Origin of the sequence: Catalinimonas locisalis (assembly GCF_038039535.1) — a bacterium.
Taxonomy (GTDB): domain Bacteria; phylum Bacteroidota; class Bacteroidia; order Cytophagales; family Cyclobacteriaceae; genus Catalinimonas.
On record NZ_JBBPHP010000001.1, the window covers coordinates 627,433 to 652,105 of the forward strand.

24 protein-coding genes are annotated in these 24,673 nt (G+C 42.3%); 16 read left to right on the plus strand and 8 right to left on the minus strand.

Annotated elements, in window-relative coordinates:
* Window positions 1-71: 71 nt before the first annotated feature.
* The 5 genes from WJR50_RS02610 (at window position 72) to WJR50_RS02630 (ending at window position 4,157) form a co-directional block, all read left to right on the plus strand.
* Window positions 72-1,019 carry a CPBP family intramembrane glutamic endopeptidase gene (locus WJR50_RS02610; protein ID WP_341291658.1) on the plus strand — a complete coding sequence of 316 codons (948 nt, stop codon included), beginning with the start codon at window positions 72-74 and terminating at the stop codon, window positions 1,017-1,019.
* Complete coding sequence (locus WJR50_RS02615; protein ID WP_341291659.1) at window positions 1,009-1,221, plus strand: putative signal transducing protein; 213 nt, start codon at window positions 1,009-1,011, stop codon at window positions 1,219-1,221. Before WJR50_RS02610 ends, WJR50_RS02615 begins: the two co-directional genes overlap by 11 nt.
* Window positions 1,202-2,032 (plus strand): phosphatidate cytidylyltransferase, encoded by an 831-nt coding sequence (locus tag WJR50_RS02620; protein WP_341291660.1) that lies wholly within the window; start codon window positions 1,202-1,204, stop codon window positions 2,030-2,032. The genes WJR50_RS02615 and WJR50_RS02620 overlap by 20 nt, the downstream gene beginning before the upstream one ends.
* Window positions 2,033-2,119: 87 nt before the next feature.
* A complete protein-coding gene (locus WJR50_RS02625; protein ID WP_341291661.1) occupies window positions 2,120-3,394 on the plus strand; it encodes a Glu/Leu/Phe/Val family dehydrogenase in 1,275 nt (424 codons plus the stop codon).
* Between the two features lie 94 nt (window positions 3,395-3,488).
* Window positions 3,489-4,157: a phosphatidylserine decarboxylase family protein gene (locus WJR50_RS02630; protein ID WP_341291662.1), complete on the plus strand. Its 669-nt coding sequence runs from the start codon at window positions 3,489-3,491 to the stop codon at window positions 4,155-4,157.
* A gap of 61 nt (window positions 4,158-4,218) precedes the next feature.
* Here the strand turns inward: WJR50_RS02630 and WJR50_RS02635 are convergent, their stop codons facing one another.
* The 4 genes from WJR50_RS02635 to porX are packed head-to-tail and all read right to left on the minus strand — an operon-like array spanning window position 4,219 to window position 8,602.
* Window positions 4,219-5,379, minus strand: a complete 1,161-nt coding sequence (locus WJR50_RS02635) for a serine hydrolase domain-containing protein (protein ID WP_341291663.1) — start codon at window positions 5,377-5,379, stop codon at window positions 4,219-4,221.
* Between the two features lie 14 nt (window positions 5,380-5,393).
* On the minus strand, window positions 5,394-6,620 hold the full coding sequence (locus WJR50_RS02640; RefSeq protein WP_341291664.1) for an alanine dehydrogenase: 1,227 nt from the start codon (window positions 6,618-6,620) through the stop codon (window positions 5,394-5,396).
* A complete protein-coding gene (gene tsaE, locus WJR50_RS02645) occupies window positions 6,613-7,050 on the minus strand; it encodes a tRNA (adenosine(37)-N6)-threonylcarbamoyltransferase complex ATPase subunit type 1 TsaE (RefSeq protein ID WP_341291665.1) in 438 nt (145 codons plus the stop codon). Before tsaE ends, WJR50_RS02640 begins: the two co-directional genes overlap by 8 nt.
* Window positions 7,043-8,602 (minus strand): T9SS response regulator signal transducer PorX, encoded by a 1,560-nt coding sequence (porX, locus tag WJR50_RS02650; RefSeq protein ID WP_341291666.1) that lies wholly within the window; start codon window positions 8,600-8,602, stop codon window positions 7,043-7,045. The genes tsaE and porX overlap by 8 nt, the downstream gene beginning before the upstream one ends.
* 145 nt (window positions 8,603-8,747) lie before the next feature.
* On the opposite strand from porX, the gene WJR50_RS02655 reads away from it, so the two are divergent.
* From WJR50_RS02655 to WJR50_RS02680, 6 genes are all read left to right on the plus strand, one after another.
* The gene (locus WJR50_RS02655) at window positions 8,748-10,001 is read left to right on the plus strand and encodes an HD domain-containing protein (RefSeq protein WP_341291667.1); all 1,254 of its coding nucleotides are present in this window, start codon (window positions 8,748-8,750) and stop codon (window positions 9,999-10,001) included.
* 17 nt (window positions 10,002-10,018) lie between these two features.
* Window positions 10,019-11,068 carry a UDP-3-O-(3-hydroxymyristoyl)glucosamine N-acyltransferase gene (gene lpxD / locus WJR50_RS02660; protein WP_341291842.1) on the plus strand — a complete coding sequence of 350 codons (1,050 nt, stop codon included), beginning with the start codon at window positions 10,019-10,021 and terminating at the stop codon, window positions 11,066-11,068.
* Between the two features lie 6 nt (window positions 11,069-11,074).
* Complete coding sequence (locus tag WJR50_RS02665; RefSeq protein WP_341291843.1) at window positions 11,075-12,469, plus strand: bifunctional UDP-3-O-[3-hydroxymyristoyl] N-acetylglucosamine deacetylase/3-hydroxyacyl-ACP dehydratase; 1,395 nt, start codon at window positions 11,075-11,077, stop codon at window positions 12,467-12,469.
* On the plus strand, window positions 12,466-13,245 hold the full coding sequence (lpxA, locus tag WJR50_RS02670; RefSeq protein WP_341291668.1) for an acyl-ACP--UDP-N-acetylglucosamine O-acyltransferase: 780 nt from the start codon (window positions 12,466-12,468) through the stop codon (window positions 13,243-13,245). The genes WJR50_RS02665 and lpxA overlap by 4 nt, the downstream gene beginning before the upstream one ends.
* Before the next feature lie 64 nt (window positions 13,246-13,309).
* Window positions 13,310-13,939 (plus strand): ABC transporter ATP-binding protein, encoded by a 630-nt coding sequence (locus tag WJR50_RS02675; protein ID WP_341291669.1) that lies wholly within the window; start codon window positions 13,310-13,312, stop codon window positions 13,937-13,939.
* Window positions 13,940-14,043: 104 nt separating this feature from the next.
* Entirely contained in the window at window positions 14,044-14,526 is a 483-nt protein-coding gene (locus WJR50_RS02680; protein WP_341291670.1) for a hypothetical protein, read from the plus strand.
* Between the two features lie 50 nt (window positions 14,527-14,576).
* Here the strand turns inward: WJR50_RS02680 and WJR50_RS02685 are convergent, their stop codons facing one another.
* A complete protein-coding gene (locus tag WJR50_RS02685) occupies window positions 14,577-16,973 on the minus strand; it encodes an endonuclease MutS2 (protein ID WP_341291671.1) in 2,397 nt (798 codons plus the stop codon).
* A gap of 814 nt (window positions 16,974-17,787) precedes the next feature.
* Between WJR50_RS02685 and WJR50_RS02690 the strand changes: the two genes are divergently transcribed.
* The 5 genes from WJR50_RS02690 to WJR50_RS02710 all read left to right on the plus strand — a co-directional run bounded on the left by WJR50_RS02690 (window position 17,788) and on the right by WJR50_RS02710 (window position 22,246).
* Entirely contained in the window at window positions 17,788-18,480 is a 693-nt protein-coding gene (locus WJR50_RS02690; protein ID WP_341291672.1) for a glycosyltransferase family 2 protein, read from the plus strand.
* A 189-nt stretch (window positions 18,481-18,669) separates the two neighbouring features.
* Window positions 18,670-18,972 carry a DUF4160 domain-containing protein gene (locus WJR50_RS02695; RefSeq protein ID WP_341291673.1) on the plus strand — a complete coding sequence of 101 codons (303 nt, stop codon included), beginning with the start codon at window positions 18,670-18,672 and terminating at the stop codon, window positions 18,970-18,972.
* 2 nt (window positions 18,973-18,974) lie between these two features.
* Complete coding sequence (locus WJR50_RS02700) at window positions 18,975-19,280, plus strand: DUF2442 domain-containing protein (RefSeq protein WP_341291674.1); 306 nt, start codon at window positions 18,975-18,977, stop codon at window positions 19,278-19,280.
* A 166-nt stretch (window positions 19,281-19,446) separates the two neighbouring features.
* Entirely contained in the window at window positions 19,447-20,919 is a 1,473-nt protein-coding gene (locus WJR50_RS02705; protein ID WP_341291675.1) for a cellulose synthase family protein, read from the plus strand.
* On the plus strand, window positions 20,912-22,246 hold the full coding sequence (locus WJR50_RS02710) for an MptA/MptB family glycosyltransferase (protein WP_341291676.1): 1,335 nt from the start codon (window positions 20,912-20,914) through the stop codon (window positions 22,244-22,246). The genes WJR50_RS02705 and WJR50_RS02710 overlap by 8 nt, the downstream gene beginning before the upstream one ends.
* Here WJR50_RS02710 and WJR50_RS02715 read toward each other — a convergent pair.
* The 3 genes from WJR50_RS02715 to fbaA all read right to left on the minus strand — a co-directional run bounded on the left by WJR50_RS02715 (window position 22,213) and on the right by fbaA (window position 24,485).
* The gene (locus WJR50_RS02715) at window positions 22,213-22,416 is read right to left on the minus strand and encodes a hypothetical protein (RefSeq protein WP_341291677.1); all 204 of its coding nucleotides are present in this window, start codon (window positions 22,414-22,416) and stop codon (window positions 22,213-22,215) included. The genes WJR50_RS02710 and WJR50_RS02715 overlap by 34 nt on opposite strands.
* On the minus strand, window positions 22,404-23,168 hold the full coding sequence (locus WJR50_RS02720) for a hypothetical protein (protein WP_341291678.1): 765 nt from the start codon (window positions 23,166-23,168) through the stop codon (window positions 22,404-22,406). Before WJR50_RS02720 ends, WJR50_RS02715 begins: the two co-directional genes overlap by 13 nt.
* A 243-nt stretch (window positions 23,169-23,411) precedes the next feature.
* Window positions 23,412-24,485 (minus strand): class II fructose-bisphosphate aldolase, encoded by a 1,074-nt coding sequence (gene fbaA / locus WJR50_RS02725; protein WP_341291679.1) that lies wholly within the window; start codon window positions 24,483-24,485, stop codon window positions 23,412-23,414.
* Window positions 24,486-24,673: the final 188 nt, after the last annotated feature.

Genomic DNA, 24,673 nt, shown 5'->3' on the forward strand with positions numbered 1-24,673 from the left:
AAGAAGCAGATTTTATTATGGCGTACTGGGTGATTACCTTATCATCATAGCTACCAAGACTGATTGAGTGAATGAATAAAGAATTTGAAGCATACTATGCAGAACCTAAGCGGAGTGTAATTGCGTCTGTATTCCTCCTGATAGGCTTTATCATGCTCGGCCTTATTTTGGGCAATATACTAGGCATGCTGATTTCACTACCACTTTTTGATGCTGATTATCAAAGCATGGCTTCGGCATTTTTAGATCCTACCTCTTCGCCCAATTCCCGGCGGGCACTACTTATTGTACAGGCCTGCAGTTCCTTATTAGGGTTTATCTTATTTCCCCTGATTTTTTGGAAGCTTGTGGAGAAGAAATCTCTCTCTACTCTCTTTAGCGATCATTACCTGGAAATTACTCTGATCTTCGTGGTTGGACTGATTGTAATAAGCTTCATGCTGGCAAACTCGGTAGTGATAGAGTGGAATATGAATATTGATTTTGGTCAGTTCTCAGCTGCTTTTGAGGAATGGGCCAGTGCCAAAGAGGAGCAGCTCAAAGAGTTGACAGAATATCTTACGCGTTTTGAGTCCATAGGTGGACTGTTGGTGGGTTTGATAGTAATTGCGGTATTACCTGCTATTGGCGAAGAAATAGTATTCAGAGGAATAGGGCAACGCATGTTCCAGTCGCTGACCAAAAATCCACATGCTGGCATCTGGATTGCCGCTTTTCTGTTTAGCTTTATCCACCTTCAGTTTTACGGCTTTTTTCCGCGCTTTCTACTGGGAGCGCTATTTGGTTACATTTATTACTGGTCAGGAAATCTGTGGTATCCTATTTTTGCCCACTTTGTTAATAATGGTTTTACTCTGATTATGCTTTACCTGTATCAGCAAGATGCTACAGAGCTCAATGTGGAAGCCACCGAGTCAGTACCTATAGGCACTGCATTATTAGCCCTGGTAGTAACAATAGGCCTGCTATACTATTTTAGAAAAAGAGTTTCTCAGTTAAGCATTCAGCATGATGAATAGTAAGTGGCAAAAAGTGTATACTACTCATATGATGTACCGGGCAGAGATCGTAAAGGCAGTACTGGAAGATCATCATTTAAATCCGGTATTGGTTGATAAGCAGGATACTTCTTATCATTTTGGAACAATAGAGTTATATGTAGCCCCTGATGAAGTCATAAATGCTATGAAAATCATTGAAGATGATATCAGTTTTAAATAAATACAACAACATTACCCAAAGGATAGTCACTGCCGTAGTGGGCATTTTGATCATTATTTTTTCGGTGTACTTCAGCATGTGGAGTTACTTTGCGCTTTTCTTTGGTATTTGTGTGCTCACCCAGCTAGAATTTTACAAGCTTACTGGCTTAGATGGTATGCTCCCCCTCAAGTCTACCGGTACTTTTGCCGGTGCTCTGATTTATTGTATTAGCTTTTTTGTAGAAAGCGGTCTGTTAGAAGCCAAATATTATTTGGCAATCTTTCCGGTAATAGCGAGTATCTTTTTCATCAAATTGTATAAAAAATCAGACAAAAAACCTTTTACCAATATTGCTTATACACTATGTGGGATTTTTTATGTTGCCGTACCTTTTGCACTTCTCAACGTGATTGCTTTCTCTGGAGGAGCTTATAGCTTTCAGATCGTACTGGGTATCTTATCTCTATTTTGGGCCAGCGATTCCGGAGCATATTTTGCCGGGGTTAAGTACGGAAAGACACAACTTTTTGCCAGAGTTTCTCCTAAAAAATCCTGGGAAGGAAGCATAGGAGGGGCTATTACGGCCTTATTGACCGCTAGTTTACTTTCTTTTTTTTATCAGGATTTAGGAGCGTGGCAATGGCTGATTGTTGGCGCTATTATTGTAGTAGCAGGCACCTATGGTGATCTAGTAGAGTCGCTATTCAAAAGAAGTATTGCTATCAAAGACTCAGGAACAAAACTTCCCGGTCATGGAGGTTTTCTTGACCGTTTTGATGGCTTATTGATATCCTCTCACTTCATAATGCTTTTTTTGAAAATTTTTTAATATTAGTATGTTTTTTGCGGCTTGTGAAAACTATTGTCACAAAATGTTTCGTTAATTTTACAAAATATTTAATCATTTGTTTTTTGTATGACTTACGTTGAACCGGCTCCTATAAAGGATAAAGAGAATCCTTTTGAGTCTATGATGTCGAGATTCCACATTGCTTCACAAGCTTTGGGACTGAATGATGAAGTGTATAACGTGTTAAAAACTCCGGTAAAGCAGGTGATCGTTTCTTTACCTATTACCATGGACGATGGCTCTATCAGAGTTTTTGAAGGATACCGGGTAATTCACTCCAATATTTTAGGACCCTCCAAAGGAGGCGTTCGCTATGATATGGGAGTAAACCTGGATGAAGTAAAGGCTTTGGCAGCCTGGATGACCTGGAAGTGTGCGGTGGTTGATATTCCTTATGGAGGAGCTAAAGGCGGCATACGCTGCAATCCCCGACAAATGTCTTCCGGTGAGATTGAACGTTTAACCCGTGCCTATACCCAGGAAATGATCAATATCTTCGGTCCGGATCGAGATATTCCAGCACCTGATATGGGCACAGGACCCAATGAAATGGCCTGGCTGATGGATGAATACTCTCGGGCACATGGTATGACAGTAAATGCTGTGGTAACCGGCAAACCCTTGGTATTAGGAGGATCACTAGGACGTACAGAAGCTACCGGCCGTGGCGTGATGGTGTCTGCTTTTGCGGCGATGGAAAGATTGAAAATTAATCCCTACAAGGCTACAGTAGCAGTACAGGGCTTTGGCAATGTGGGTTCTTTTGCTGCCCTGCTGATGGAAGAACGTGGCTGTAAGGTAGTCGCTATCAGCGATGTAACCGGGGCTTATTACAATGCAGAAGGTATTGACATCAAAGAGGCACTTAACTATCGTACAGCTAATAACGGTACCTTGGAAGGCTTCAGAGGAGGAGATAAAATTGAGGGAGAAGAATTGCTGACCTTAGATGTAGACATCTTAGTACCGGCAGCAATGGAAGATGTAATTACGGTACGCAATGCTGAACGTATTCAGGCAAAGCTGATCGTAGAAGGAGCAAACGGCCCTACGTCTGCCAAAGCTGACGATATCATTAATACCAAAGGTGTGCTGGTGGTACCGGATATTATGGCCAATGCGGGTGGTGTAACTGTATCTTATTTTGAGTGGGTGCAGAACAGGTTGGGGTATAAATGGACCCGCGATAGAGTAAATCGCCGTTCAGACCGGATCATGAAAGATGCATTTGAACGTGTGTATCAGACAGCGATCAAATATGGGGTCTCAATGCGGATTGCAGCCTATATTGTGGCGATTGATAAAGTGGCGAACACTTACAAATATCGCGGAGGCTTTTAGTATTTTATTATTTAAGCATTGGTTTGATAAACAAATCCTCTTATTTAGCAGTATCATTTGTTGTAGTTAACTTAAGATACTTGTTATACTCTCTATGAAGATTCATAAAGAAGGGCGTACGTTATTGATAGTACTGCTAATCATTTTAGTAGCTGCTAACTTGCTGATTATCAACTTATTTCCAGGAAGGTTTGAGTTGCACAGAGCTACTATGATTGCCAGCGCAATCTTTTATCTGCTTATCCTTCAGTTTTTCAGGAACCCCAGGATAATTGTTCAAGGTAGTGATGAGCTGGTACTGGCTCCAGCTGACGGAAAAGTGGTAGTGATTGAGGAAGTAGATGAACATGAGTACTTTCAGGGTGCGCGTCGTTTGCAGATTTCTATCTTCATGTCACCGCTCAATGTGCATATCAACCGCAATCCGGTTTCTGGTGTCATCAAATACTTTAAATATCATGCTGGTCAGTATCTGGTAGCCTGGCACCCCAAGTCCAGTACGGATAATGAACGGACAACGGTAGTGGTTGAATTACAGAATGGTCTGGAGGTAATGGTAAGGCAGATTGCCGGAGCTATGGCCAGAAGGATCAAGTGGTATGTAGATGAGGGAGATATGATCAAGCAGGGAGAGGAGTTTGGCTTTATCAAATTCGGGTCCAGGGTAGATGTTTTTTTACCGGTAGGTTCCCTAGTAAAAGTGAATATCGGGGACAAGACCAAAGCCGGACGTACTGTAATCGCAGAGCTTCCCGATCGTTAAATAGGTGAAATAAAGCCAATTGTACAAAAAGAAAGTGGAGCTATAAACTCCACTTTTTGTTTTATAAGGCGTCAGTAACCAGCTTCATCATCTCTCCGATCTGGGGTGGATTGAGCCATCGGGTTACTACTACCAGATCATTTTCTTGATCTACTACAATAAAATTTCCGCCAAAACCCGCCGCATAATAGACAGACTCATTCACCCCTTCCCACTTACGTTCTCCTTTGTTGAGCCACCACATATAGCCATAGCTCTCATTAGCGGCAGAAGATTGTTGTAGGTCTTCCACCCAACTTTCAGAAATAAGCTGCTGTCCGTCCCACTTACCATTTCTAAGAAAAAGCAAACCAAAGCGAGCATGGTCCAGGGTATTGATAAAAAGACCTCCTCCCGAATGTCCGCCCCCACTTACTGATTGCATCTTGATACCATCTACATTGACAAAAGAGTTTTCATAACCAAACCACCGCCAGGTAGAAGAAGCACCGATCGGGTCCATGATTTTTTCCTTAAGCACCATAGGTAAAGGCTTTCTCCAAACCTGCAGTAAAGCATAAGCCAGTACGTTTACCCGCACATCATTGTATTCAAAGTTTGTTCCTGGCTCCAGCAATGAGCGGTTTTTCCACTCATCAATTCCACCATTTGTCGGAGGACGGTCGGCCCAGTCGTACATGCCAAATAAACTGCCTGACCAGTCAGAAGACTGATTGAGCAGATGTTTCCACTGAATTTTGCTGTTATGCTCTCCTTTAAAAGTTCCATCCCACACATATGCTTCCACAGGATCATCCACGCTTCCAATGAGCCCTTCATCCATGGCAAGCCCGGCAACAGTGGAAAGGTAGCTTTTGGTAACACTGAAAGTCATATCAATCCTTTCCACATCGCCCCATTGGGCTACAATGTACCCATCTTTAATAATTAAGCCTGCCGGGCCTCCTCTTTCTTTTACTGGGCCTGCCAGCGTATGGTAAGGTTCTCTTTCAAAGCCTTTAAGAATAGCAATACGTAAATCTCTGGCTCCTTCATATTCATGTTCCTGGGCAAATTTTACGGCTTCATTGAGTTGATCAGCATTGATGCCTGCCTCATCCGGTGATTTTTCTTCCCACTTATTTTGATCTGGATAATAAACTTGCTGAGCGTGCAGCGGCTCAAAGTATATAAATAATGAAAGCAGTAAGAGTACTGCCTGATAAGGTAGTTTAATGATCATATAGCGTATTTGGTTTAGAAGCGAGCAGCCATCAGCAGATTAAGATCACGAAATTTAAGATTAAACTTCTTCCCAATCGCAGCATTAGTCAGGCTACCATGATAGGTATAGACCCCACGCATAAACCAGCGGTGGTGAAAGATCATTTCATTGATACCGCCTACGTCAGCAGTTTGAAGGAGTATGGGAGTAAATATGTTACTAAAAGCAGTGGTGGCGGTGCGTGCTACGCGGGAGGCAATATTAGGTACACAATAATGAATGACATTATACTTACGGAAAACCGGGTTTTTGAGTGAAGTAAGTTTTGAAGTTTCAATACAACCTCCCTGGTCAATACTTACATCTATGATTACCGACTCTTCCTTCATATTGGCTACCATCTCTTCGGTAACAATCATACGGTTGGCTCCTTTTTCTGCCCGGACGGCCCCTATCACTACATCAGCATTCTCAAGTGATTCACCCAGCGTCGAAATGTCCATGGTTGAAGTATACACCTGGTGTCCCAAAGTGTGCTTGATCCGCCGAAGCTTATAAAGTTGGTTATCAAATACCTGAACCTGAGCCCCTAAGCCAATAGCAGCACGTGCGGCATATTCTCCCACTGTACCTGCCCCCAATATGACAACTTTGGTAGGCGGTACTCCGGTGATCCCCCCCAAAATCATCCCTTTTCCGTTGGCTACACTGCTCAGATAATGGGAGGCGATAGACATAACAGTATTACCGGCAATTTCACTCATGGCCCTAACTACCGGCATACCCCCCACTTTATCCTCTAAAAATTCAAAAGCGATGGCAGTGATCTTTTTCTTGTTGAGCGCCTGTATATATTCGGGAGTTTGGTTGCCCAACTGTAAAGCGGAAATAAGAGTAGAACCTGGTTTTATTATCTCAATTTCATCCAGGGTAGGAGGCTCTACTTTAAGGATGATATTAGCTTCCAGAGCCTCTTTGGCAGAATATACGATTCTGGCACCAGCCTCGCTGAACTCATTATCAGTAAACTTTGAGGAAGCGCCAGCTTTGGTTTCCACCACAATCTCATGCCCATTGCTGGTAAGCACTGCGATAGCTTCGGGGGTAAGCATCAGGCGGTTTTCCTGCATAGAGATTTCGCAGGGAATCCCCATGTTTAGGGATTTACTACCTTCCTTTACTTTAAGTAGTTGTTCCTGAGGATATAAGGCCTGCTCTTTGGCCAATTCTTTAAAACCCGATTTGTATTGGTCACCCATGTTTTGATAAATAGATTCTTCTGCTTTGATCAGCCTCTGCCTGCATATCTATACGAATAAATTCTTCAGGAAGCAAACCCTCAATGCGTTCGGGCCATTCTACAAAGCAATAATTTCCCGAGTAAAAATAGTCTTCTGTACCGATATCCCAGGCTTCTTCTTCATCTTTTATTCTATAGAAGTCGAAATGATAGAATGTTTGCCCTTTTGAATTTTGATATTCATTCACCAGCCCAAAGGTCGGACTTGATACGGTGTCGGTAACCTCCCAATTTTTACAAATAGCTTTGATCAGGGTTGTTTTGCCTACCCCCATCTCACCATAAAATAACCATACGCTCACACCTTCAGCCAGTTCTCTCAGCTTTCTTGCTGCTTTTTGAGCCTCTTCAGGCCGCTTAAGCACTATTTCTCCTAATACTTCAGGCATTTTTACTGTTAAGCGTAATTACCGGTACGATCATCTCCTCAAGTGAAACTCCCCCATGCTGAAATGTGTCGCGATAATAATTCACATAATAGTTATAATTGTTAGGATAGGCAAAGAAATAGTCCTGGGTAGCAAAAGCATAGGTAGTGGATACGTTCAGGCGGGGAAGAAAGAGACTTTCGGGTTTCTTCACCGCGTAAATTTTGTTGTTGTCAAAGTTGAGATTTTTGCCCTGCTTATACCGTAAGTTGGTATTAGTGTTACGGTCACCAATGATCTTGGCAGGATGTTTTACTCTTATGGTTCCATGGTCGGTAGCTACTACAATCTTTGCTTTCTCCCGGGCAATACGCTTAAACAGGTCCAGCAAAGGAGAGTGTAGAAACCATGAGCGGGTGATAGAACGATAAGCAGATTCATCAGGGGCCAGCTCACGGATCATTTCCAGGTCAGTACGGGCGTGAGAGAGCATATCCACAAAATTGTACACAATCACGTTAAGGTCATTATTTAACAGGTTGGGTACTGTATCCACCAGTTGCCTTCCCTGCTGTGTCTGGGTGATTTTATGGTAACTGCTTTTGATATTCAGGTGACGTTTTTTCAGTTGGCGCTTCAGAAACTCATGCTCATGATTATTTTTTCCTTCTTCCTTATCATCTCCCACCCAGATGTCGCCATGATATTTTTCCATGTCAGCGGGCAGCATACCTGAAAAAATAGCGTTTCGTGAGTAAGCTGTGGTAGTAGGCAGAATGGAGTAAAAAGTATCCTCCTCTTCCATATTGAAATGAGTCAGCACCGTTGATTCTATAACTTTCCACTGGTCGTAGCGAAGGTTATCAATAACAATAAAGAATACAGGCCTTTCATCATTGATATGGGGAAATACCTTTTTCTGCATCAACTGATGGGAGAGCATAGGCTTATCGGCATTCACATCATTAAGCCATGACTCATAATTGTCAATCACGAAGCGGGCAAAATTATTATTAGCGTCCTCCTTCTGCATGTCCAGTACTTCCGACATACTTTTTTCCTCAGTGTTATCAATTTCCAGTTCCCAGTACACCAGCTTTTTGTAAACCTCTACCCACTCCTCATGATTCATATCCTCGCCAAAGGCCATACTGAGATTACGAAATTCCTGCTGATAGGTCAGATTGGTCTTTTCAGTTACCAAACGCTTATTTTCCAGAATTTTCTTGACAGAGAGTAATATCTGATTTGGATTAAGCGGCTTGATAAGGTAATCGCTGATCTTAGCGCCGATCGCCTGCTCCATAATCATCTCTTCCTCACTCTTGGTAATCATCACTACCGGAATATTAGGTTTAGAGGATTTGATATAGTCCAGCACTTCCAGGCCGGTCATGCCCGGCATATTTTCGTCCAGAAAAACAATATCAAAGTGACGCTTCTCAAATGCCTCAATGGCATCTGCACCACTATTAACTGTAACGACTTCGTATCCTTTATTCTCCAGAAAAAGGGTATGGGGTTTAAGCAGGTCAATTTCGTCATCAGCCCACAAAATGCTATATCTTTGCATAAAAAATTCCTGTTTACTTAGCTTTTTAAACTTAACCTAAGGTAGTGAAGTTTTGAGATAAAATATTATTAGCTACTTACTTAGGTGAAGGAACGACAAAGTAGCAAAAAATCATGTTGAGAATATTTAAAAATATATAAAAAAGTTGAACAAGAGAAAAGTATTTAATGACCCGGTATATGGCTTTATCAACATTCCCTCTGATCTCATTTTTGATGTCATAGAACATCCATACTTTCAAAGATTACGAAGAATCAGGCAAATGGGTTTAGCTGATTTCGTTTATCCGGGAGCATTGCATACCCGTTTTCATCATGCGCTGGGTGCTATGCATCTAATGCAAAATACGCTGAGCAGCTTACGTAACAAAGGACAGGAAATCTCCGAAGATGAGTTTGAAGCTACATTGATCGCGATACTGCTTCATGATATAGGCCATGGACCTTTTTCGCATGCTCTGGAGTATGTGCTTATTCCGGGCGTAGGACATGAGCAGATGTCGGAGCTGATTATCAGACGTTTGTGTGATGTTTTTGGCGGAAATATGCCTCTGGCGTACCGCATATTTACTGATCAGTACGAGCGTAAATTTTTTCATCAGCTTGTCTCCAGCCAACTGGATATTGACCGGCTTGATTACCTTAAACGTGACTGTTTTTATACAGGAGTATCGGAGGGGGAGATTGGGGCAGACCGTATCATCAAGATGCTTGATGTGCGTGATGATGAAATCGTAGTGGAGGAAAAAGGTATTTATAGTATAGAGAACTTTCTGAATGCACGGCGCCTCATGTACTGGCAGGTATATTTGCATAAGGCCAGTGTAAGTGCTGAAAAAATGATGATCTCTACGATGAAGAGAAGTATAGATTTAGCAGCACAGAAAGTAGATGTTCAGGCTAGTCCCGGTTTGGCGTTTTTCCTCAACCAAAAAGTAACCCTACAAGAGCTTGAGCAGGATCATGATTGCCTGAAGCATTACATGGCTCTTGACGATATTGATATCTGGGCAGCTATCAAACAGTGGGTGCATCATCCTGACCGGGTATTATCCGAGCTTAGCAGCCGTATGCTGGAACGAAGACTCTTCAGAATAAAATTGAGCAATGAGGTGAGTACTGAGGCACAATTAGAAGAGCTGGGAAGAAACATCTTGAACAAATTAAAGATCTCAGAGGATGAATTAAAGTATTTTTTGGTACATGGGAGCATCAGTAATGCTGCTTATGTCTCGAGTGGTCAAAAAATCAATATAATAACGAAAGAGGGCAAGATTTTTGACATAGCACAGGCATCAGACTTGCCTAATATTAAGGCTATGAGCAAAATTGTCAAAAAATACTACCTATGCTGGCCCAAAGATGTAAATTTGCGCCGCGACAGCATAGTATATTCCTAATAAAACCTACTTAAATGATAGAATTTAGTATTGATTACATTGCCAACTTACTGAATGGGAAAGTGGAGGGAGATAGTTCTATCAAGATCAATCAGCTGGGGAAAATAGAAGATGCTGGTGCAGGAGCAATTTCCTTCCTTTCCAATCCCAAATATGAATCTTCTATCTACTCAACAAATGCAAGTGCAGTAATTGTTAATAAAGATTTTCATCCCAAGAAAGCCTTACATACCACGCTGGTACGTGTAGAGGATCCATATTTGGCCTTTACTGCTCTTCTTGAAGAGTATCATAAGTTGATCAACTTTCAGAAAAAAGGGGTAGAGCAGCCTGCTTACATCAATAGCACAGCAGAAGTAGGCCAGGACATTTATCGGGGCGCTTTCTCATACATTGGTGCAAACTGTAAGATTGGCGATCATGTCAAAATTTATCCTCATGCCTATATCGGTGATAATGTGCAGATAGGCGATCATACAATCATTCACAGCGGAGTCAAGATTTATCCCGGTTGTGTCGTAGGCTCACATTGTGTAATTCATGCAGGTGCGGTAATAGGAAGTGATGGTTTTGGATTTGCGCCTCAGTCTGATGGAACCTATAAAACCATTCCACAGGTAGGTAATGTTGTAGTAGGGCATCATGTGGATATTGGCGCTAATACTACAATAGATTGTGCTACTTTGGAGTCTACAAAGATAGGGAATGGAGTGAAGCTTGATAATCTGATCCAGATTGCCCACAATGTTGAAATAGGAGAAAATACTGTGATTGCCGCTCAGACAGGAGTTTCTGGCTCTACTAAAATTGGGAAAAACTGTGTGCTGGCAGGACAGGTAGGAATAGTAGGTCACTTAAAAGTTGGAGATAATAGCAAAGTAGGAGCGCAGGCAGGAGTAGGGAAATCTATGGCTCCTGGTAGTATAGAGCTAGGTAGCCCCAGCTTTGATCGTAATAAATACTTAAGAGTATATGCTGCCTTTAAGAACCTCCCGGATTTAGTTACTCGTATTCAACAACTAGAGAAAAAAGTATTAACTTTGTCCGGAAGCGAAAGCGAGGAATAATTAATGATGAATATTAGACAACACACAATTAAGAAGTCTATTACAGTATCTGGCGTAGGTTTGCATACCGGCGTAAGAGCCAATATGACTTTTCTGCCTGCCAAACCTAACCATGGCATTAAGTTTCAAAGAATTGACATTGAAGGTCATCCTATTGTAGATGCAGATGTTGATAATGTGGTAGACCTTTCCAGAGGAACTACTATTGAGCAGAGTGGAGCCCGTATCAATACTGTAGAGCATACTTTGGCTGCACTGGTGGGTATGGAGATAGATAATGTGCTTATTCAACTGGATGGGCCAGAGCCCCCTATCATGGATGGTAGCTCCAAAATGTTTATTGATGCATTGATGGAAGCAGGTACTGAAGAGCAAAGCGCTTTGCGTAACTTCTTTGAAGTGAAGGAGGGAATTTTTCATCGTGAGCCCGCTCGTAATGTGGAAATTGCTGCTCTCCCGCTGGATGATTACCGTCTGACGGTTATGATAGATTATAATTCACCCGTATTAGGGAGTCAGCATGCTTCGCTTAATGATATCAGTCAGTTTGCCAAAGAAATATCAGCCTGCCGTACTTTCTGCTTCCTGCATGAGTTGGAGATGCTCTATCAGAATAACCTGATTAAAGGTGGAGATCTTAACAATGCTATTGTGGTTGTAGATCGTAAAGTGGAGGAAGGTGAATTAGATCATTTGGCCGGACTTTTTAATAAGCCCAGGGTAGAGGTGAAAAGTGAGGGAATACTCAATAATGTAGAGCTACGCTATAAGAATGAACCTGCCAGACATAAACTATTAGATATGGTGGGTGATCTTGCCTTGGTAGGCAGACCTATCAAAGCGCAAATTCTGGCGGCTCGCCCCGGCCATGCTGCTAATGTTGCTTTTGCCAAGAAGCTTAAAAAAGCTATGAAGGAAAGCAGCAACAATGCTGTCCCTCAGTATGACCCTAAATTACCTCCTGTATTAAATATTAATCAGGTGAGCCAAATGTTACCTCACCGTTATCCCTTCCTGATGATAGATAAAATTTATTATCTGGATGATACGGTGGTGTGTGGGATCAAAAACGTAACCATGAATGAACCCTTCTTTGAAGGGCATTTTCCGGGAAACCCCGTCATGCCGGGCGTACTTCAGGTAGAAGCTATGGTGCAGACTGGTGGCATACTGGTTTTGAGCACTGTTCCCGACCCTGAAAATTACTGGACATACTTCCTGGCTATAGAAAGTTGCAGGTTTAGGAAGATGGTATTGCCTGGCGATGTACTTACGATTAAATGTGAATTACTGGCACCTATCAAAAGAGGAATCGCTAAAATGCGCGGAGAAGCCTATGTAGGCAGCACCCTCGTATGTGAAGCAACCATGTCAGCAAGTATAGTAAGAAAAGACTCATGAATCAGCCTTTAGCATATATTCATCCTGAAGCTAAAATAGCAAACAATGTTGTGATAGAGCCATTCAGCACTATCCACAAAGATGTTATAATAGAAGAAGGAACCTGGATTGGTCCTAACGTTACCATCATGGAAGGTGCCAGAATTGGTAAAAACTGTAAAATCTTTCCCGGAGCAGTTATCGCAGCTGTCCCTCAGGATTTAAAGTTTGCGGGTGAAAAGACCGTGGCTATCATTGGCGATAATACTACAGTGCGTGAGTGTGCTACCATCAACCGTGGCACTGTGGATAAGTACAAGACTGAAGTTGGCAAAAATTGTCTGATTATGGCCTATGTGCATTTAGGACATGATTGTACCATAGGAGATCATTGTATTTTGGGGAACACTACCCAACTTGCCGGACATGTACAAATAGATGATTATGCAATTTTTGGAGGTGCATGCGCGGTTCAACAATTTACCAAAATTGGAGCACATACCTATATTGGAGGCGGCTCTCTGGTAAGGAAAGATATTCCTCCATTTACCAAAGCTGCTCGCGAACCAGTAAGCTATGTAGGGATTAATTCCATAGGATTGCGAAGAAGAGGTTTCACTACTGAAGCTATCAGTGAAATTCAGAATATCTATCGTATTATCTATCTAAGTGGTTTGAATAATTCTTCCGCCTTATCTGAAATAGAGATGCAGATGGCTCCCTCCAAAGAGCGCGATGAGATTATTCAGTTCATCCAAACTTCTACCCGCGGAATTATGAAAGGGCCAACCGAATAGCTATTGACAATAATTACTTAGTTAGCCTTTAATCATTGATATTGAGTATGCCAAACCATTTCTGATGCAGATCAAGCTAAATAGTCTGGGAAAGAAATTTCAGCGAGAATGGATATTCAGAAATGTAAACCTTACCTTAAAACAAGGGGAGTCTTATGTGTTGATAGGCCCCAATGGCAGTGGTAAATCTACCCTTATGTTAATTTTAAGTGGCTTGCTATCTGCTTCTGAAGGGACAGTAGAATATAAAAAGGATAATGGTGAAAATCTTCCCGAAGAACAATTTTACCTGTCCCAGAGCATTGTAGCACCTTATGAAGAAGTAGTAGAAGAATTTACCCTTACAGAATTACTGGACTTTCACTTTGCTTTTAAGCCTTCTCTGGACAATATGTCTAGTGCAGATATTATTGAAGCCTTATATCTGACTACAGCCCGAAATAAGTATATCAAACAGTTTTCTTCCGGGATGAAGCAAAGGCTAAAGCTAGGACTAGCTTTTTACTCAAAAAGTAAAGTTTTGTTTTTAGACGAACCCTGCTCAAACTTAGATGCCCGTGGGATTGAGTGGTATCAGCAGGAAGTGAAAAAAATATTGCACGAACGGCTTATCGTGATCTGCTCTAATCAGTCCTACGAATATGAATTTGTTGATCAAAGGATCAATATTGAACAGTATAAGCGACATGCTTAGTTTGTAAGTTTCATATACATTATTTATGATAATCTATGTATAGTTTGTGCATATTGCAATAAATTAAGTGTTTAAGCGTGCATAATTCAGGAAAAACAATGATTATGAAATCCCTAAATAAACTTTGTGCATTTGCAGCTATCGTAAGCCTGCTGTTGGGTAGCGCCTGCGGCGAAGATACTCCCAATCCTACGCCTGATCCGGTTCCCGGAGAAGATATTGCCGGTACCTGGATAGTAGCTGAGCCCGGTGATGTAACCGGACCTGCGGCAGATCAGTTCTCAGACTTTTCTATCAACATCACAACTACTTCTTCACAGGTAAACTACACAACTACCGGAAACGGAGATGCATTGGTTTTTCCTGATCAGGGTACTTTTGCTGTAGAAGAAAGTGATAATTTTGAAAGTGGTGCGGAAGTAATGCGTGGCCCGGATAATGTGCCTACTACCATTACCCTTAGCGAAGGAGGTAATGTGCTTACGATGAACTTTACCATTGATATAAATACAGATGCTGCAGTTAATGGAAGAGTGGCCAGCATTAATGGAGATTATACCTTTGTGCTTCAGAAACAGCAGCAATAGCAGTATTGATTGTTTAAATAGAAGCCGCTTCAAAAGAGCGGCTTTTTTGTTTACCTCAGCTTTACTATAGTGACCCCTGCCCCGCCTCTTTCTACATGCTCATCATGTACCTGGGCTACTCCATTATGTCGATGCAGATAGTCTCTTACTACTTCCCTAAGAATACCGTTGCCTTTGCCGTGAATGATGCGTAACTCCTGCATCCCAAACATACTAGCATCATCAACAAAGCTCTCTAAAGTAGGTAAAGCTTCTTCAGCCCGCTTACCACGAATGTCTAAATTGGTGCTGAATTCAACCTGTTTTTTGTTGATATCCAAGGTGGATGTAGTGAAACTTTTGTTATCAGGAAGTACCTTTTTCAGTGATTTACGCGATACTTTTTCCAGACGATTCAACTTAATGTTGGATTTAAGAGAGCCAATCAATATCTCAGCCTGCTTACCTTTTACCTGAAGTACTTCGCCCAATGCGCCATTATCTTTCACACGTATTGCATCTCCTTTTCGGATTTCACCTTCTTCTCGCTCTATGGTTTGTGCTCGTTTGGGAGAAGATTTAGTCGGTTGTACCTTGTCTTTCAGCTCTTCCAGTTCCTTACGTGCCTGCTTGGTAGCTTCTTTCTCCGCTTTATTCTCCTTAATGGAGCGTATGGTTGCCTCTATCCGTTGATTGGTATCACGCAGCATAGCTTGCGCTTCCCGCTTGGCTTCATTGATGATCTGCTTTTTCTGATCATCTATATAAGACTTCAGTTCTTCGTACTCTTTAGAAAGTGTATTGAGTCGCTTTTCTTTAGCGTTAAGTTCCTGATTAAGGCTGTTAAACTTGTTCTTTTCACTTTCCAGTTCACTCAGCATCTTATCAAATTCTACCTTTTCTACACCAATATGCTCTTTGGCACGATCAAGTACTTTCTTTGGCAGACCTATCTTCTGGGCGATTTCCAGCGCGAAGGAACTACCGGGCTTACCAATTTCCAGTTGGAATAGTGGCTCCAGTTTTTCCGAATCAAAGCGCATGGCTCCGTTGACGACTCCTTCAGCTTCATCAGCAAACTGCTTTAAGTTGGTATAGTGAGTAGTAATAACACCGAAAGTTTGCAAGGCATTTAGCTCTTCCAGTATAGCTTCGGCTATGGCTCCGCCAAATTGCGGTTCGGTACCCGTACCAAACTCATCAATCAGCACCAGCGAACGCTTATCGGTAAACTTCAGGAAATGCTCCATATTGGTGAGGTGCGAACTGTAGGTACTCAGGTCATTTTCCAGCGACTGTTCATCACCAATGTCAATGAAGATGTTTTTGAAAACACCGGCTTTGGAGTGATCAGCCATAGGAACCAGCAGGCCACACTGCAGCATGTATTGCAGTAATGCCACGGTTTTGAGACAGACCGACTTACCTCCTGCGTTGGGTCCGGAGATGATAAGAATACGTTGCTCCTCATCCAAACGGATGTTGAGCGGGACAATATTTCTGCCCTGCTGCTCCAAAGTCATCTGTAGCAGAGGGTGGCGGGCATTGTACCAGTCCAGTTTGTTCTTCTTTTCTACTACCGGACAGGAAGAGTCAAAGCGAAGCGCAAATCTGGCCTTGGCACGGATGAAGTCTATCATGCCCAGGAAATTATAGGCACTCTTGAGCGCACGAATATGCGGACGTACTTCATCGGTAAGGCTGATTAATATTCTTACAATCTCCCGCCGCTCTCTATATTCCAGATCACGGATTTCGTTGTTAATTTCCAGCACTTCCGCTGGTTCCAGAAATACGGTTTGCCCGGTAGAAGACTCGTCATGCACAAAACCTTTGATACGGCGCTTGTATTCGGCCAGTACCGGGATCACCATCCTTCCCCCACGGACAGTAAGCGTAGCATCATCCGGTGTAAAGCCCTGCTGCCGGGCCTGCCTAAGAATCTGGTCAAGCACCTTACGCAAACGTACCTGCTCGCTCTGCAACATGCGGCGGATATCCTGCAATTCTTTACTGGCATTGTTTCGCATTTGCCCTTTCTCATCTATGATGCGACGGATGCTGTTGAGTAGATTACTGTCCAATGAGATAAAATCGCCCAGTTTCTTTAGTTCGGGATACTCATCTTCTTCATCTTCCTCAAAAAACTTCAGGCAACGGAATATGGTATCCAGTGAGAGCTGCAGGTCGTGGAACTCTTCTTCTATCAGGAAAGTGCCGGGCGTTTTGGCTTTGTCCAGATGTGCGTTGACATCTATAAAGTTGGAAGCAGGAAAAGGCTCCTCCTGCACCAGTATTTTTCTGAATTCCTCTGTTTGCGCCAGTAATTTGGTGATCATGGCGAAGTCGTCAGAGAAATTCATTTTATCTACATAAGCCGTACCCAGTGTACTGCTGCAATGGCTTTTGAGCAACTCTCGGACGCTGTCAAAGCCTATTTTGTCTTCTAAATTCTTGGGATATAACAAATGCTTACTTCCTTTATTTCTTCTTTTTGTGGACTTATCATTATCATAAACTTAAGGCAGAAATTTTAGTTCGTCTTAGGCGTGCTTGCTGGTGTCTAGCCTTAAATTCCTGCAAAGATAAAGCTTTTTTCAGCGAAATGATGGGGCATAGACAAGTAAGAGCCTATTTAAAGTTTTAAGCTTTTGTGCGCTGGCCTGAATATCCGGCGGGCGTGCAAAGGCATGTGTGAAGAAGCGTTTGGAGATTTCCGGCCTGGAGGGCTAGACTTTTTTGGTTACTTTTTGTGGCAATGACAAAAAGTAACAAAGCAGCTAACTTAAGGGTAAAATGAATTGATAATATAGCTATAAGAAAAGAATAGAAACTTCAAATGCCTTATAGACAAGTGACTGTTCTTTAATATCGCAACCATTAACTCTTGAAATTTACCTAAGACAGGAAAAAAATGCTGAAGTATGGTATCCAAATTCCTGCTTAGCTTTTAAAGAAGTGTTGACAAGCACTTTTATAAAAGTTGAAGTACTTTTTTAAAAAGTAGAGCTACTTTTCCGAAACATAGAGCAACAATTTTTAAAAGTAGCTGACTATTTTTAGGCCTTTATACATAAAAAAAGCCTGTCCGATAGTAAGTCCGGGCAGGCTCTTTTACTTTTACCCTTTAATTTGCACTGAATTTTTCATTGATAAGAATGTAAGACCTGAGGAAGAGGTAATAAAGTATAGAATACCCCATCTCTTTCTCAGTAAATCTGCAAGCGTCAGGCAGATGACAATGATGAATCTGTCTGTTAAGTTTATTGCGTACACTCCAATATGAATAAAGATATTAAGGTGATTATCCCGGCCTTCAATGAGCAAAACTCTATTGGGAAAGTGCTCAGGGATATTCCTAAAGACTGGGTGAGTGAGGTTATTGTGGTCAATAACAACTCAAAAGATGATACAGAGGAAGTAGCGAGGAAGGCAGGAGTAACGGTACTTAAAGAAGAACGACAGGGGTATGGCTATGCCTGTCTAAAAGGGATGGACTATGTGAAAGCGCAAAATCCTCAGCCAGATATCATCGTTTTTATGGATGCTGACTACTCCGACCATCCTGAGCAATTGCCAGAAGTTGTAAAGCCCATATTGGAAAAAGATATGGATTTGGTTATTGGCTCCAGAGCTTTGGGTGAAAAAGAAAAAGGGGCGATGACGCCTCAGCAGGTATTTGGTAATTGGCTGGCGACGCGTCTGCTCCGCTTATCTTACGGCGCTAATTTTACCGACCTTGGCCCCTTCCGAGCAGTGACATGGGAAGCATTGCAGCGTATCAATATGCAGGACAAAACCTACGGCTGGACGGTAGAGATGCAGCTAAAAGCCGCTAAGCTGGGTTTGCGTTGTACCGAAGTGCCGGTAAAATACCGGAGGCGGAGGGAGGGCGTGTCCAAAGTTTCCGGTACACTCAAAGGTACACTGGGAGCGGGTTACAAGATCATCTGGACGATCTTCAGGTATAGGTAAGTGCAACTATGACTGGCCTTAAGAAGTTATAAAGAAGAAGAATATGTTATCGGGCTATTTGCTTTTACCTATTGAAAGCTAAAAATGAAGGCAAGTCTGTTGATGAATCTTTTATACTACAAGGTCCATTTAAAGAATGAAAGTTGTCCTTATGTACATGTATAACTCAAGAAAAGCATAAAGGTAAGAATGCCAAAGTTGTATGAATACCTCGGAATTATCCTTTTCTTTTACTCCAATGAACATGAGCCTATTCATGTACATGCCAGAAGTGGTGAATATGAGAGTAAAGCTGAGATCATAATCGTAAATAAGGAGGTAAAAGAAGTGATTATTACTAATGTAAAAGGGAAAAAGCCAATCAAAGGGAAGGAGCTAAACAATTTAAAGGTGTTTCTCAAGCACTATGCAGATGCAATTGTAGAGAAATGGATAGATTACTTTGTGTATCATAAAGAAATTGATTTTGAAAAGATTACTAAAAAACTTTAGATATGAAGATCACAGAAAGGTATACAGGCGAAGGGAGCCAAATTGCTGTTAAAGAAGCGCATTATATTGGTGATTATGCAATCCGCCTAGCCTTTAGTGATGGGAATCAAAAACTGGTTGATTTTAAGCCATTTCTTGAAAAAGCTAAACACCCTTCTGTTCAGAAGTACTTAGATGAAAGTCGGTTCAAAAACTTTGAGATCAAGGGAGGTAATCTTGACTGGAATGATTTTGAGCTATGCTTTCCCATTGAAGACCTTTATAACAACACTGTAATGAAAGAAGAAGGTAAAACTGCATTAACTTAATGTGAAAGCATGTTATGAAATAAGGAGCCTTTTGCTGTTTTCTTTACAGAAAAAAGTATGGGAAACGAACAAAAAGATTTAGGCTCGGCTACTATATACTAATTAGCCGAGTGTGGAAAGTGAACCTAATAGTTAGAAGCATGCCTTCTTTTGAATAAATGATTTTATGGAAATCCTGATTGCGATAGGATATTTACTCTGCTTACTTTTTATCTTTCTTTTTAGCCTGGGGCAATTGCACCTGACTTGGCATTATCTGCGCCGATTGAAAGAGAAGAAGGCGGCTATTCCTTTGGACTTAGAGGAATGGCCTGCCGTTACCATCCAACTACCAATCTATAACGAACTTTATGTAGTAGAGCGTCTTATTGATGCGGTTGCTAAAATCAGCTATCCTCGGGATAAACTGGAGATACAGGTTTTGGATGATTCTACTGACGAAACGGTAAGGCTTATTGCTGCTAAACTAACTGTCTATCAAAAGCAAGGGATAAATATCCGGTATATTCGCCGACCGGAGCGCAAAGGCTTTAAAGCAGGGGCTTTAGCCTATGGACTGAAAAAAGCAAAGGGAGAATTTATTGCCATATTTGATGCTGACTTTTTACCTTCACCGGACTTTTTAAAGAAAACTATCCCCCACTTCGTCAATGAGAAAATTGGTATGGTACAAACCCGTTGGGGACATATCAATAAGGACTATTCTTTACTTACCCGCCTGCAAGCTTTTGGCCTGGATGGGCATTTTACCATAGAACAAGGGGGGCGAAGCCATGCCGGGAGTTTTATCAATTTTAATGGCACCGGAGGGGTATGGAGAAAAGCCTGTATTGTTGATGCTGGCGGTTGGTCAGATGATACGCTTACTGAAGATCTTGACCTGAGCTATCGGGCACAGATGAAGGGTTGGGAGTTCACCTATCTGGAAGAAGTAGAGGCTCCGGCAGAGTTGCCTATCCTGATGCCGGCTATTAAGTCGCAGCAGTTTCGCTGGAACAAAGGCGCAGCGGAGTGCGCCCGTAAGCATCTCAGCCATGTTTTTGAAAATCACCCTCAACGGAAAATAGGCTGGGTCAATCGCATACATGCGATCATGCACCTTTTTAACTCTTCGGTATTTCTGTTTCTATTGCTGGGGGCTATCCTCAGTGTGCCTATGCTATTCATCAAACAACAGCATCCCTATCTGAATACTTTCTTTAAAATGGGGGCGGTGTTTGTAATCGGCTTTTTCTCTATCGGAGTGTTTTACTGGATTGCTACTAGCCGAGTAATTAAAGAACGTAAGCTTCGGTATTTTGTCAAGCACTATCCTCTCTTCCTGGCCATTACGATGGGGCTTTCACTGCATAATGCACTGGCAGTAGCAGAAGGACTTTTAGGTTTTAAATCTCCATTTCTGCGAACGCCCAAATTCAACGTGACCAATGTAAAAGGGCAGTGGAAGAAAAATGTTTATCTACACCGTAAGCTAAGTCCGATAACCTGGCTGGAAGTATTGCTGGCTTTTTACTTTATATTTGGAAGCTTCTCCGCCTTTTTTGTCGCTGACTATGGCCTGTTGCTGTTCCACACTATGCTGGCTTTTGGTTTTGGAGCGGTAGCCCTCTATTCTTTTAAGGCAGCCCGATATGCCTGAGAAGCGTACAATACTGCTGTACTTACTAGCAGGCGTACTATTTGCCTGTATAGTATACATCACTTATGGGCTGGAGCGCTTTCAAACTTTTCCGCTGCTGCTCACTTATTCTCTGGCCTTCGCTGCCTATGCGGGTATATACAAATTGACAGCGAATGATAAACAACTGTGGGTAATGCTGGGAGTGAGTGGCCTGGTACGTATTGTTTTAATGCCTGCTATTCCTAATCTGTCAGATGATATTTACCGCTTCATCTGGGATGGAAGATTGTTGGTACAGGGCATACATCCTTTTGCTTATCTGCCTTCAGAAATTATACAGCAGGGACTGCATGAGCAGTTACAGGGTATTGACGAGAGCCTCTTTCAGCAGCTCAACTCGCCCGGTTACTTTTCTATTTATCCCCCGGTCAATCAGGCGGTTTTTGCGCTGGCGGCCTGGGTTTACCCGGATTCTATTTTGGGAAGCATCGTTCTGATCAGGATATGTATACTGCTGGCCGAGGCAGGAAGCATCAGCCTACTCTTCCAGTTCGCCCGGAGACAGGATCTTCCTATCAAAAGAACTTTGCTGTATGCCCTCAACCCACTTATCATCCTTGAGCTAAGTGGCAACTTACACTTTGAAGCCCTGATGATTTTTTTCCTGCTGCTAAGCTATTTCTTTCTGAGAAGAGTACACTGGTTGCCCAGCGCGATTAGCTTTGCTTTGGCTGTAGCCACCAAACTACTACCGCTGATTTTATTACCCCTTTATATGCGTCGTCTGGGACTAAAAAAAGCCATTTGGTTTTATATAGTCACTGGGTTATTCACACTGCTTTTGTTTATACCTCTACTCAACATGGAATTGCTCAGAGGCATAGGAGAGAGCATTGGGCTATATTTTCAGAAGTTTGAGTTCAATGCCAGTATCTACTATATCGTACGGGAATTTGGTTATGTGCTAAAGGGGTACAATATCATTGGCACCGCAGGAAAATGGCTGGCAGCCAGTACCTTTTTAGGCATTGTTCTTTTTTCGGTACTGGAACGTAAAGAAAAACTTCCGGCTGCCTGGATATGGATATGGCTCATTTATCTGGCCTTGTCTACTACCGTTCATCCCTGGTACATCGCTCCTCTGATTGCTTTCAGCCTATTTACGCATTACCGTTTTATGATCGTCTGGTCGTGGCTGATCTTTTTCTCCTATGCAGGCTATAGCGCAGAAGGCTTTGAGGAAGTGATGCTCATTACTGTACTAGAATACAGTTTGGTACTGCTGGTATTGGCCTACGAACTTTGGAAGCATTATTCCTTGAGAACCGAATCCTCAAGAGGGTAGGTAGTGCTAAGGGTAGAGTCTGAGGGAGGGACTTCATCCTTTTGCTGAAGCGTATCCTGCGGAGGAGCAGGGATTTGCCGCATGGATCTTAAGGCAAGAAAACCTACGACCCCTGCGGCAATAATACATACATAAAAAGCGATGAGTAATACTTTTCTCAATATGTCCATTTCTGGTTCCAGTTGTAACGCGAGAAACGATGTCTCAGCTCATCAGGACTATCTCTGAAGGATGAATAATACATCCAGGCGATAAGGCCGGAGATAAGCAATGAAAGGGTTACGGCATTGCTAAGGCCATCTACCAGAAAGCCTAGTAAAATCATTGTTACCATAAAACTCATGACGAACCAGTGGCAGGTCATATTCCAGAGGTCACGCTTTTTCCAGGAAGAGATGTAGCGGAATACATTCAATTCTCCTCCCCACTGGTGGACCAGCTTGTAGAAATGATCATCTACACGATAGAGCAGGATAGGGTCAAGGTCTGCGAGCGGGCGCTGTCGTTCTTCCAGTTCAAAGGTTTCTCCGGGAGCAACGATAACAAAGTCTTCCGCTACTTCCTCATCCGAAAGATGATAAGTACGCTGAAAGTTTTTAACCCTGGGTGCAAATTGCGTGTCTATAGGCCCGCGATACAAATGGCTGGGTAGCATACGCATATTATAAGCCATACAAACCTGCCGTATGTCATCTACATGAAATACTTCTCCTTCATATTTTTGGTTAAGCAAAGCCTGCCGCAGCCAATGTTCCTTTTCGGGTTCAATTGTATTGGTAAAAAGTCCCATGTGTTGCAGAGCCTGCTTCTCCTGCTTACTTTCCCTCCGAAGTATCTCTTGTAATTCAGCAATGGAGTTGTCATTCAAAAAACGCTGCTGGCGTTTGCTGTCAGCGTAGATCAATTCATCTTGAAGATTCATAGCGCAAAAAATTAGGTATAACAAGATTTTTCCTTCTAATAATTTAGGGATTATTTTTTTATAAGGAAATAGCAGACACGATAAATATTGCTATAACTTTCTGATATGCAGCATGCTAGGGATGGATGTGAGGGCACTCAGGAAGGGTGTTACGAAAGATGAGCAGACTTGATGAACATAAAAAAGCGCATACTGACTACCAGCATGCGCTTTTTTTAACTTTTAAAAAAGCGTGAGCCTATTCTATTCCATAGAATTGATGGCATTCAGGTCGTCAAAAGCCTGCTTTAGTCTTTTTACGATTGACTCTTCTCCTTTGCGTAACCAAACACGTGGATCGTAGAATTTTTTGTTAGGAGAATCATCGCCTTCAGGATTACCGATTTGTGCCTGTAGGTAAGCTTCTTTACTCTGATAGTAATCTTTGATACCTTCCCAGAAAGCCCACTGTACGTCAGTGTCAATATTCATTTTCACTACGCCATAGCCCACTGCCTCGCGAATCTCAGCCTGGGTAGATCCTGAGCCTCCGTGAAACACGAAGTTCACAGGCTGATCTTCAGCAGTAGCCATCTCTTTTTTGATGTACTCCTGTGAATTGAGAAGAATCTTGGGCGTTAATTTTACATTACCGGGTTTATAAACACCATGCACATTACCAAAAGCGGCAGCGATGGTGAAGTTATCACCTACTTCAGAGAGTTCTTTGTACGCATAAGCAACTTCTTCCGGCTGAGTATACAGTTTGGAAGCATCTACGTCGCTATTATCTACGCCATCTTCTTCACCGCCGGTTACGCCCAGTTCTATTTCTATAGACATGCCCAGTTTGTACATACGCTCATAATACTCCTTGCAGGTAGCAATATTTTCTTCCATGTGCTCCTCCGAAAGGTCCAACATGTGAGAGCTAAACAAAGGCCTGCCGTGCTGTTTGTGGTAGGCTTCTCCGGCATCCAGTAAGCCATCAATCCAGGGAAGCAGCTTCCTTGCTGAGTGGTCGGTGTGTAAAATGACCGTCACGCCGTATTTTTTAGCCAGCTCGTGTACATGCATGGCCCCGGAAATGGCGCCTGCGATAGAGGCTTGTTGTCCGTCATTGCTTAGCCCTTTGCCAGCATAAAAAGAGGCTCCGGAATTAGAAAATTGTATGATTACGGCAGAGTTTACTTCACGAGCAGTTTCCAGTACCGCATTGATGGTGTTGGTTCCGGTTACATTAACAGCGGGAAGCGCAAAGCCTTTCTCATTTGCATATCTGTAAAAACGCTTCAGATCTTCGCCGTATAATACGCCAGGTTTAAAAGTTTCTTTCATGTCTTTTGTTGATTATTTAACGTTGCCGTGCCATGCTTGAAAAGCCTGAACACACTTAATGGAACTTATGAAAAAAAAAGCGATTTGCCTTGAGCAATTTTCTCCGCTTACTTTATAGTTCTTCAAATTGATTTAAGAGTTGGCAATATAGAGAATTCCCAACTGCGATACATGGGAGTAAATGGTAT

Excerpts from the sequence above, each read along its gene's own strand:
- WJR50_RS02615 (WP_341291659.1), top strand. The coding sequence starts at position 1,009 with ATGATGAATAGTAAGTGGCAAAAAGTGTATACTACTCATATGATGTAC.
- WJR50_RS02635 (WP_341291663.1), bottom strand. The coding sequence starts at position 5,379 with ATGATCATTAAACTACCTTATCAGGCAGTACTCTTACTGCTTTCATTA.
- WJR50_RS02675 (WP_341291669.1), top strand. The coding sequence starts at position 13,310 with ATGCAGATCAAGCTAAATAGTCTGGGAAAGAAATTTCAGCGAGAATGG.
- WJR50_RS02630 (WP_341291662.1), top strand. The coding sequence starts at position 3,489 with ATGAAGATTCATAAAGAAGGGCGTACGTTATTGATAGTACTGCTAATC.
- WJR50_RS02695 (WP_341291673.1), top strand. The coding sequence starts at position 18,670 with ATGCCAAAGTTGTATGAATACCTCGGAATTATCCTTTTCTTTTACTCC.
- WJR50_RS02720 (WP_341291678.1), bottom strand. The coding sequence starts at position 23,168 with ATGAATCTTCAAGATGAATTGATCTACGCTGACAGCAAACGCCAGCAG.
- WJR50_RS02710 (WP_341291676.1), top strand. The coding sequence starts at position 20,912 with ATGCCTGAGAAGCGTACAATACTGCTGTACTTACTAGCAGGCGTACTA.
- fbaA (WP_341291679.1), bottom strand. The coding sequence starts at position 24,485 with ATGAAAGAAACTTTTAAACCTGGCGTATTATACGGCGAAGATCTGAAG.
- WJR50_RS02700 (WP_341291674.1), top strand. The coding sequence starts at position 18,975 with ATGAAGATCACAGAAAGGTATACAGGCGAAGGGAGCCAAATTGCTGTT.
- WJR50_RS02640 (WP_341291664.1), bottom strand. The coding sequence starts at position 6,620 with ATGGGTGACCAATACAAATCGGGTTTTAAAGAATTGGCCAAAGAGCAG.
- WJR50_RS02715 (WP_341291677.1), bottom strand. The coding sequence starts at position 22,416 with ATGGACATATTGAGAAAAGTATTACTCATCGCTTTTTATGTATGTATT.
- WJR50_RS02620 (WP_341291660.1), top strand. The coding sequence starts at position 1,202 with ATGATATCAGTTTTAAATAAATACAACAACATTACCCAAAGGATAGTC.
- WJR50_RS02610 (WP_341291658.1), top strand. The coding sequence starts at position 72 with ATGAATAAAGAATTTGAAGCATACTATGCAGAACCTAAGCGGAGTGTA.
- WJR50_RS02625 (WP_341291661.1), top strand. The coding sequence starts at position 2,120 with ATGACTTACGTTGAACCGGCTCCTATAAAGGATAAAGAGAATCCTTTT.
- WJR50_RS02680 (WP_341291670.1), top strand. The coding sequence starts at position 14,044 with ATGAAATCCCTAAATAAACTTTGTGCATTTGCAGCTATCGTAAGCCTG.
- porX (WP_341291666.1), bottom strand. The coding sequence starts at position 8,602 with ATGCAAAGATATAGCATTTTGTGGGCTGATGACGAAATTGACCTGCTT.
- WJR50_RS02665 (WP_341291843.1), top strand. The coding sequence starts at position 11,075 with ATGAATATTAGACAACACACAATTAAGAAGTCTATTACAGTATCTGGC.
- WJR50_RS02705 (WP_341291675.1), top strand. The coding sequence starts at position 19,447 with ATGGAAATCCTGATTGCGATAGGATATTTACTCTGCTTACTTTTTATC.
- tsaE (WP_341291665.1), bottom strand. The coding sequence starts at position 7,050 with ATGCCTGAAGTATTAGGAGAAATAGTGCTTAAGCGGCCTGAAGAGGCT.
- lpxA (WP_341291668.1), top strand. The coding sequence starts at position 12,466 with ATGAATCAGCCTTTAGCATATATTCATCCTGAAGCTAAAATAGCAAAC.
- WJR50_RS02690 (WP_341291672.1), top strand. The coding sequence starts at position 17,788 with ATGAATAAAGATATTAAGGTGATTATCCCGGCCTTCAATGAGCAAAAC.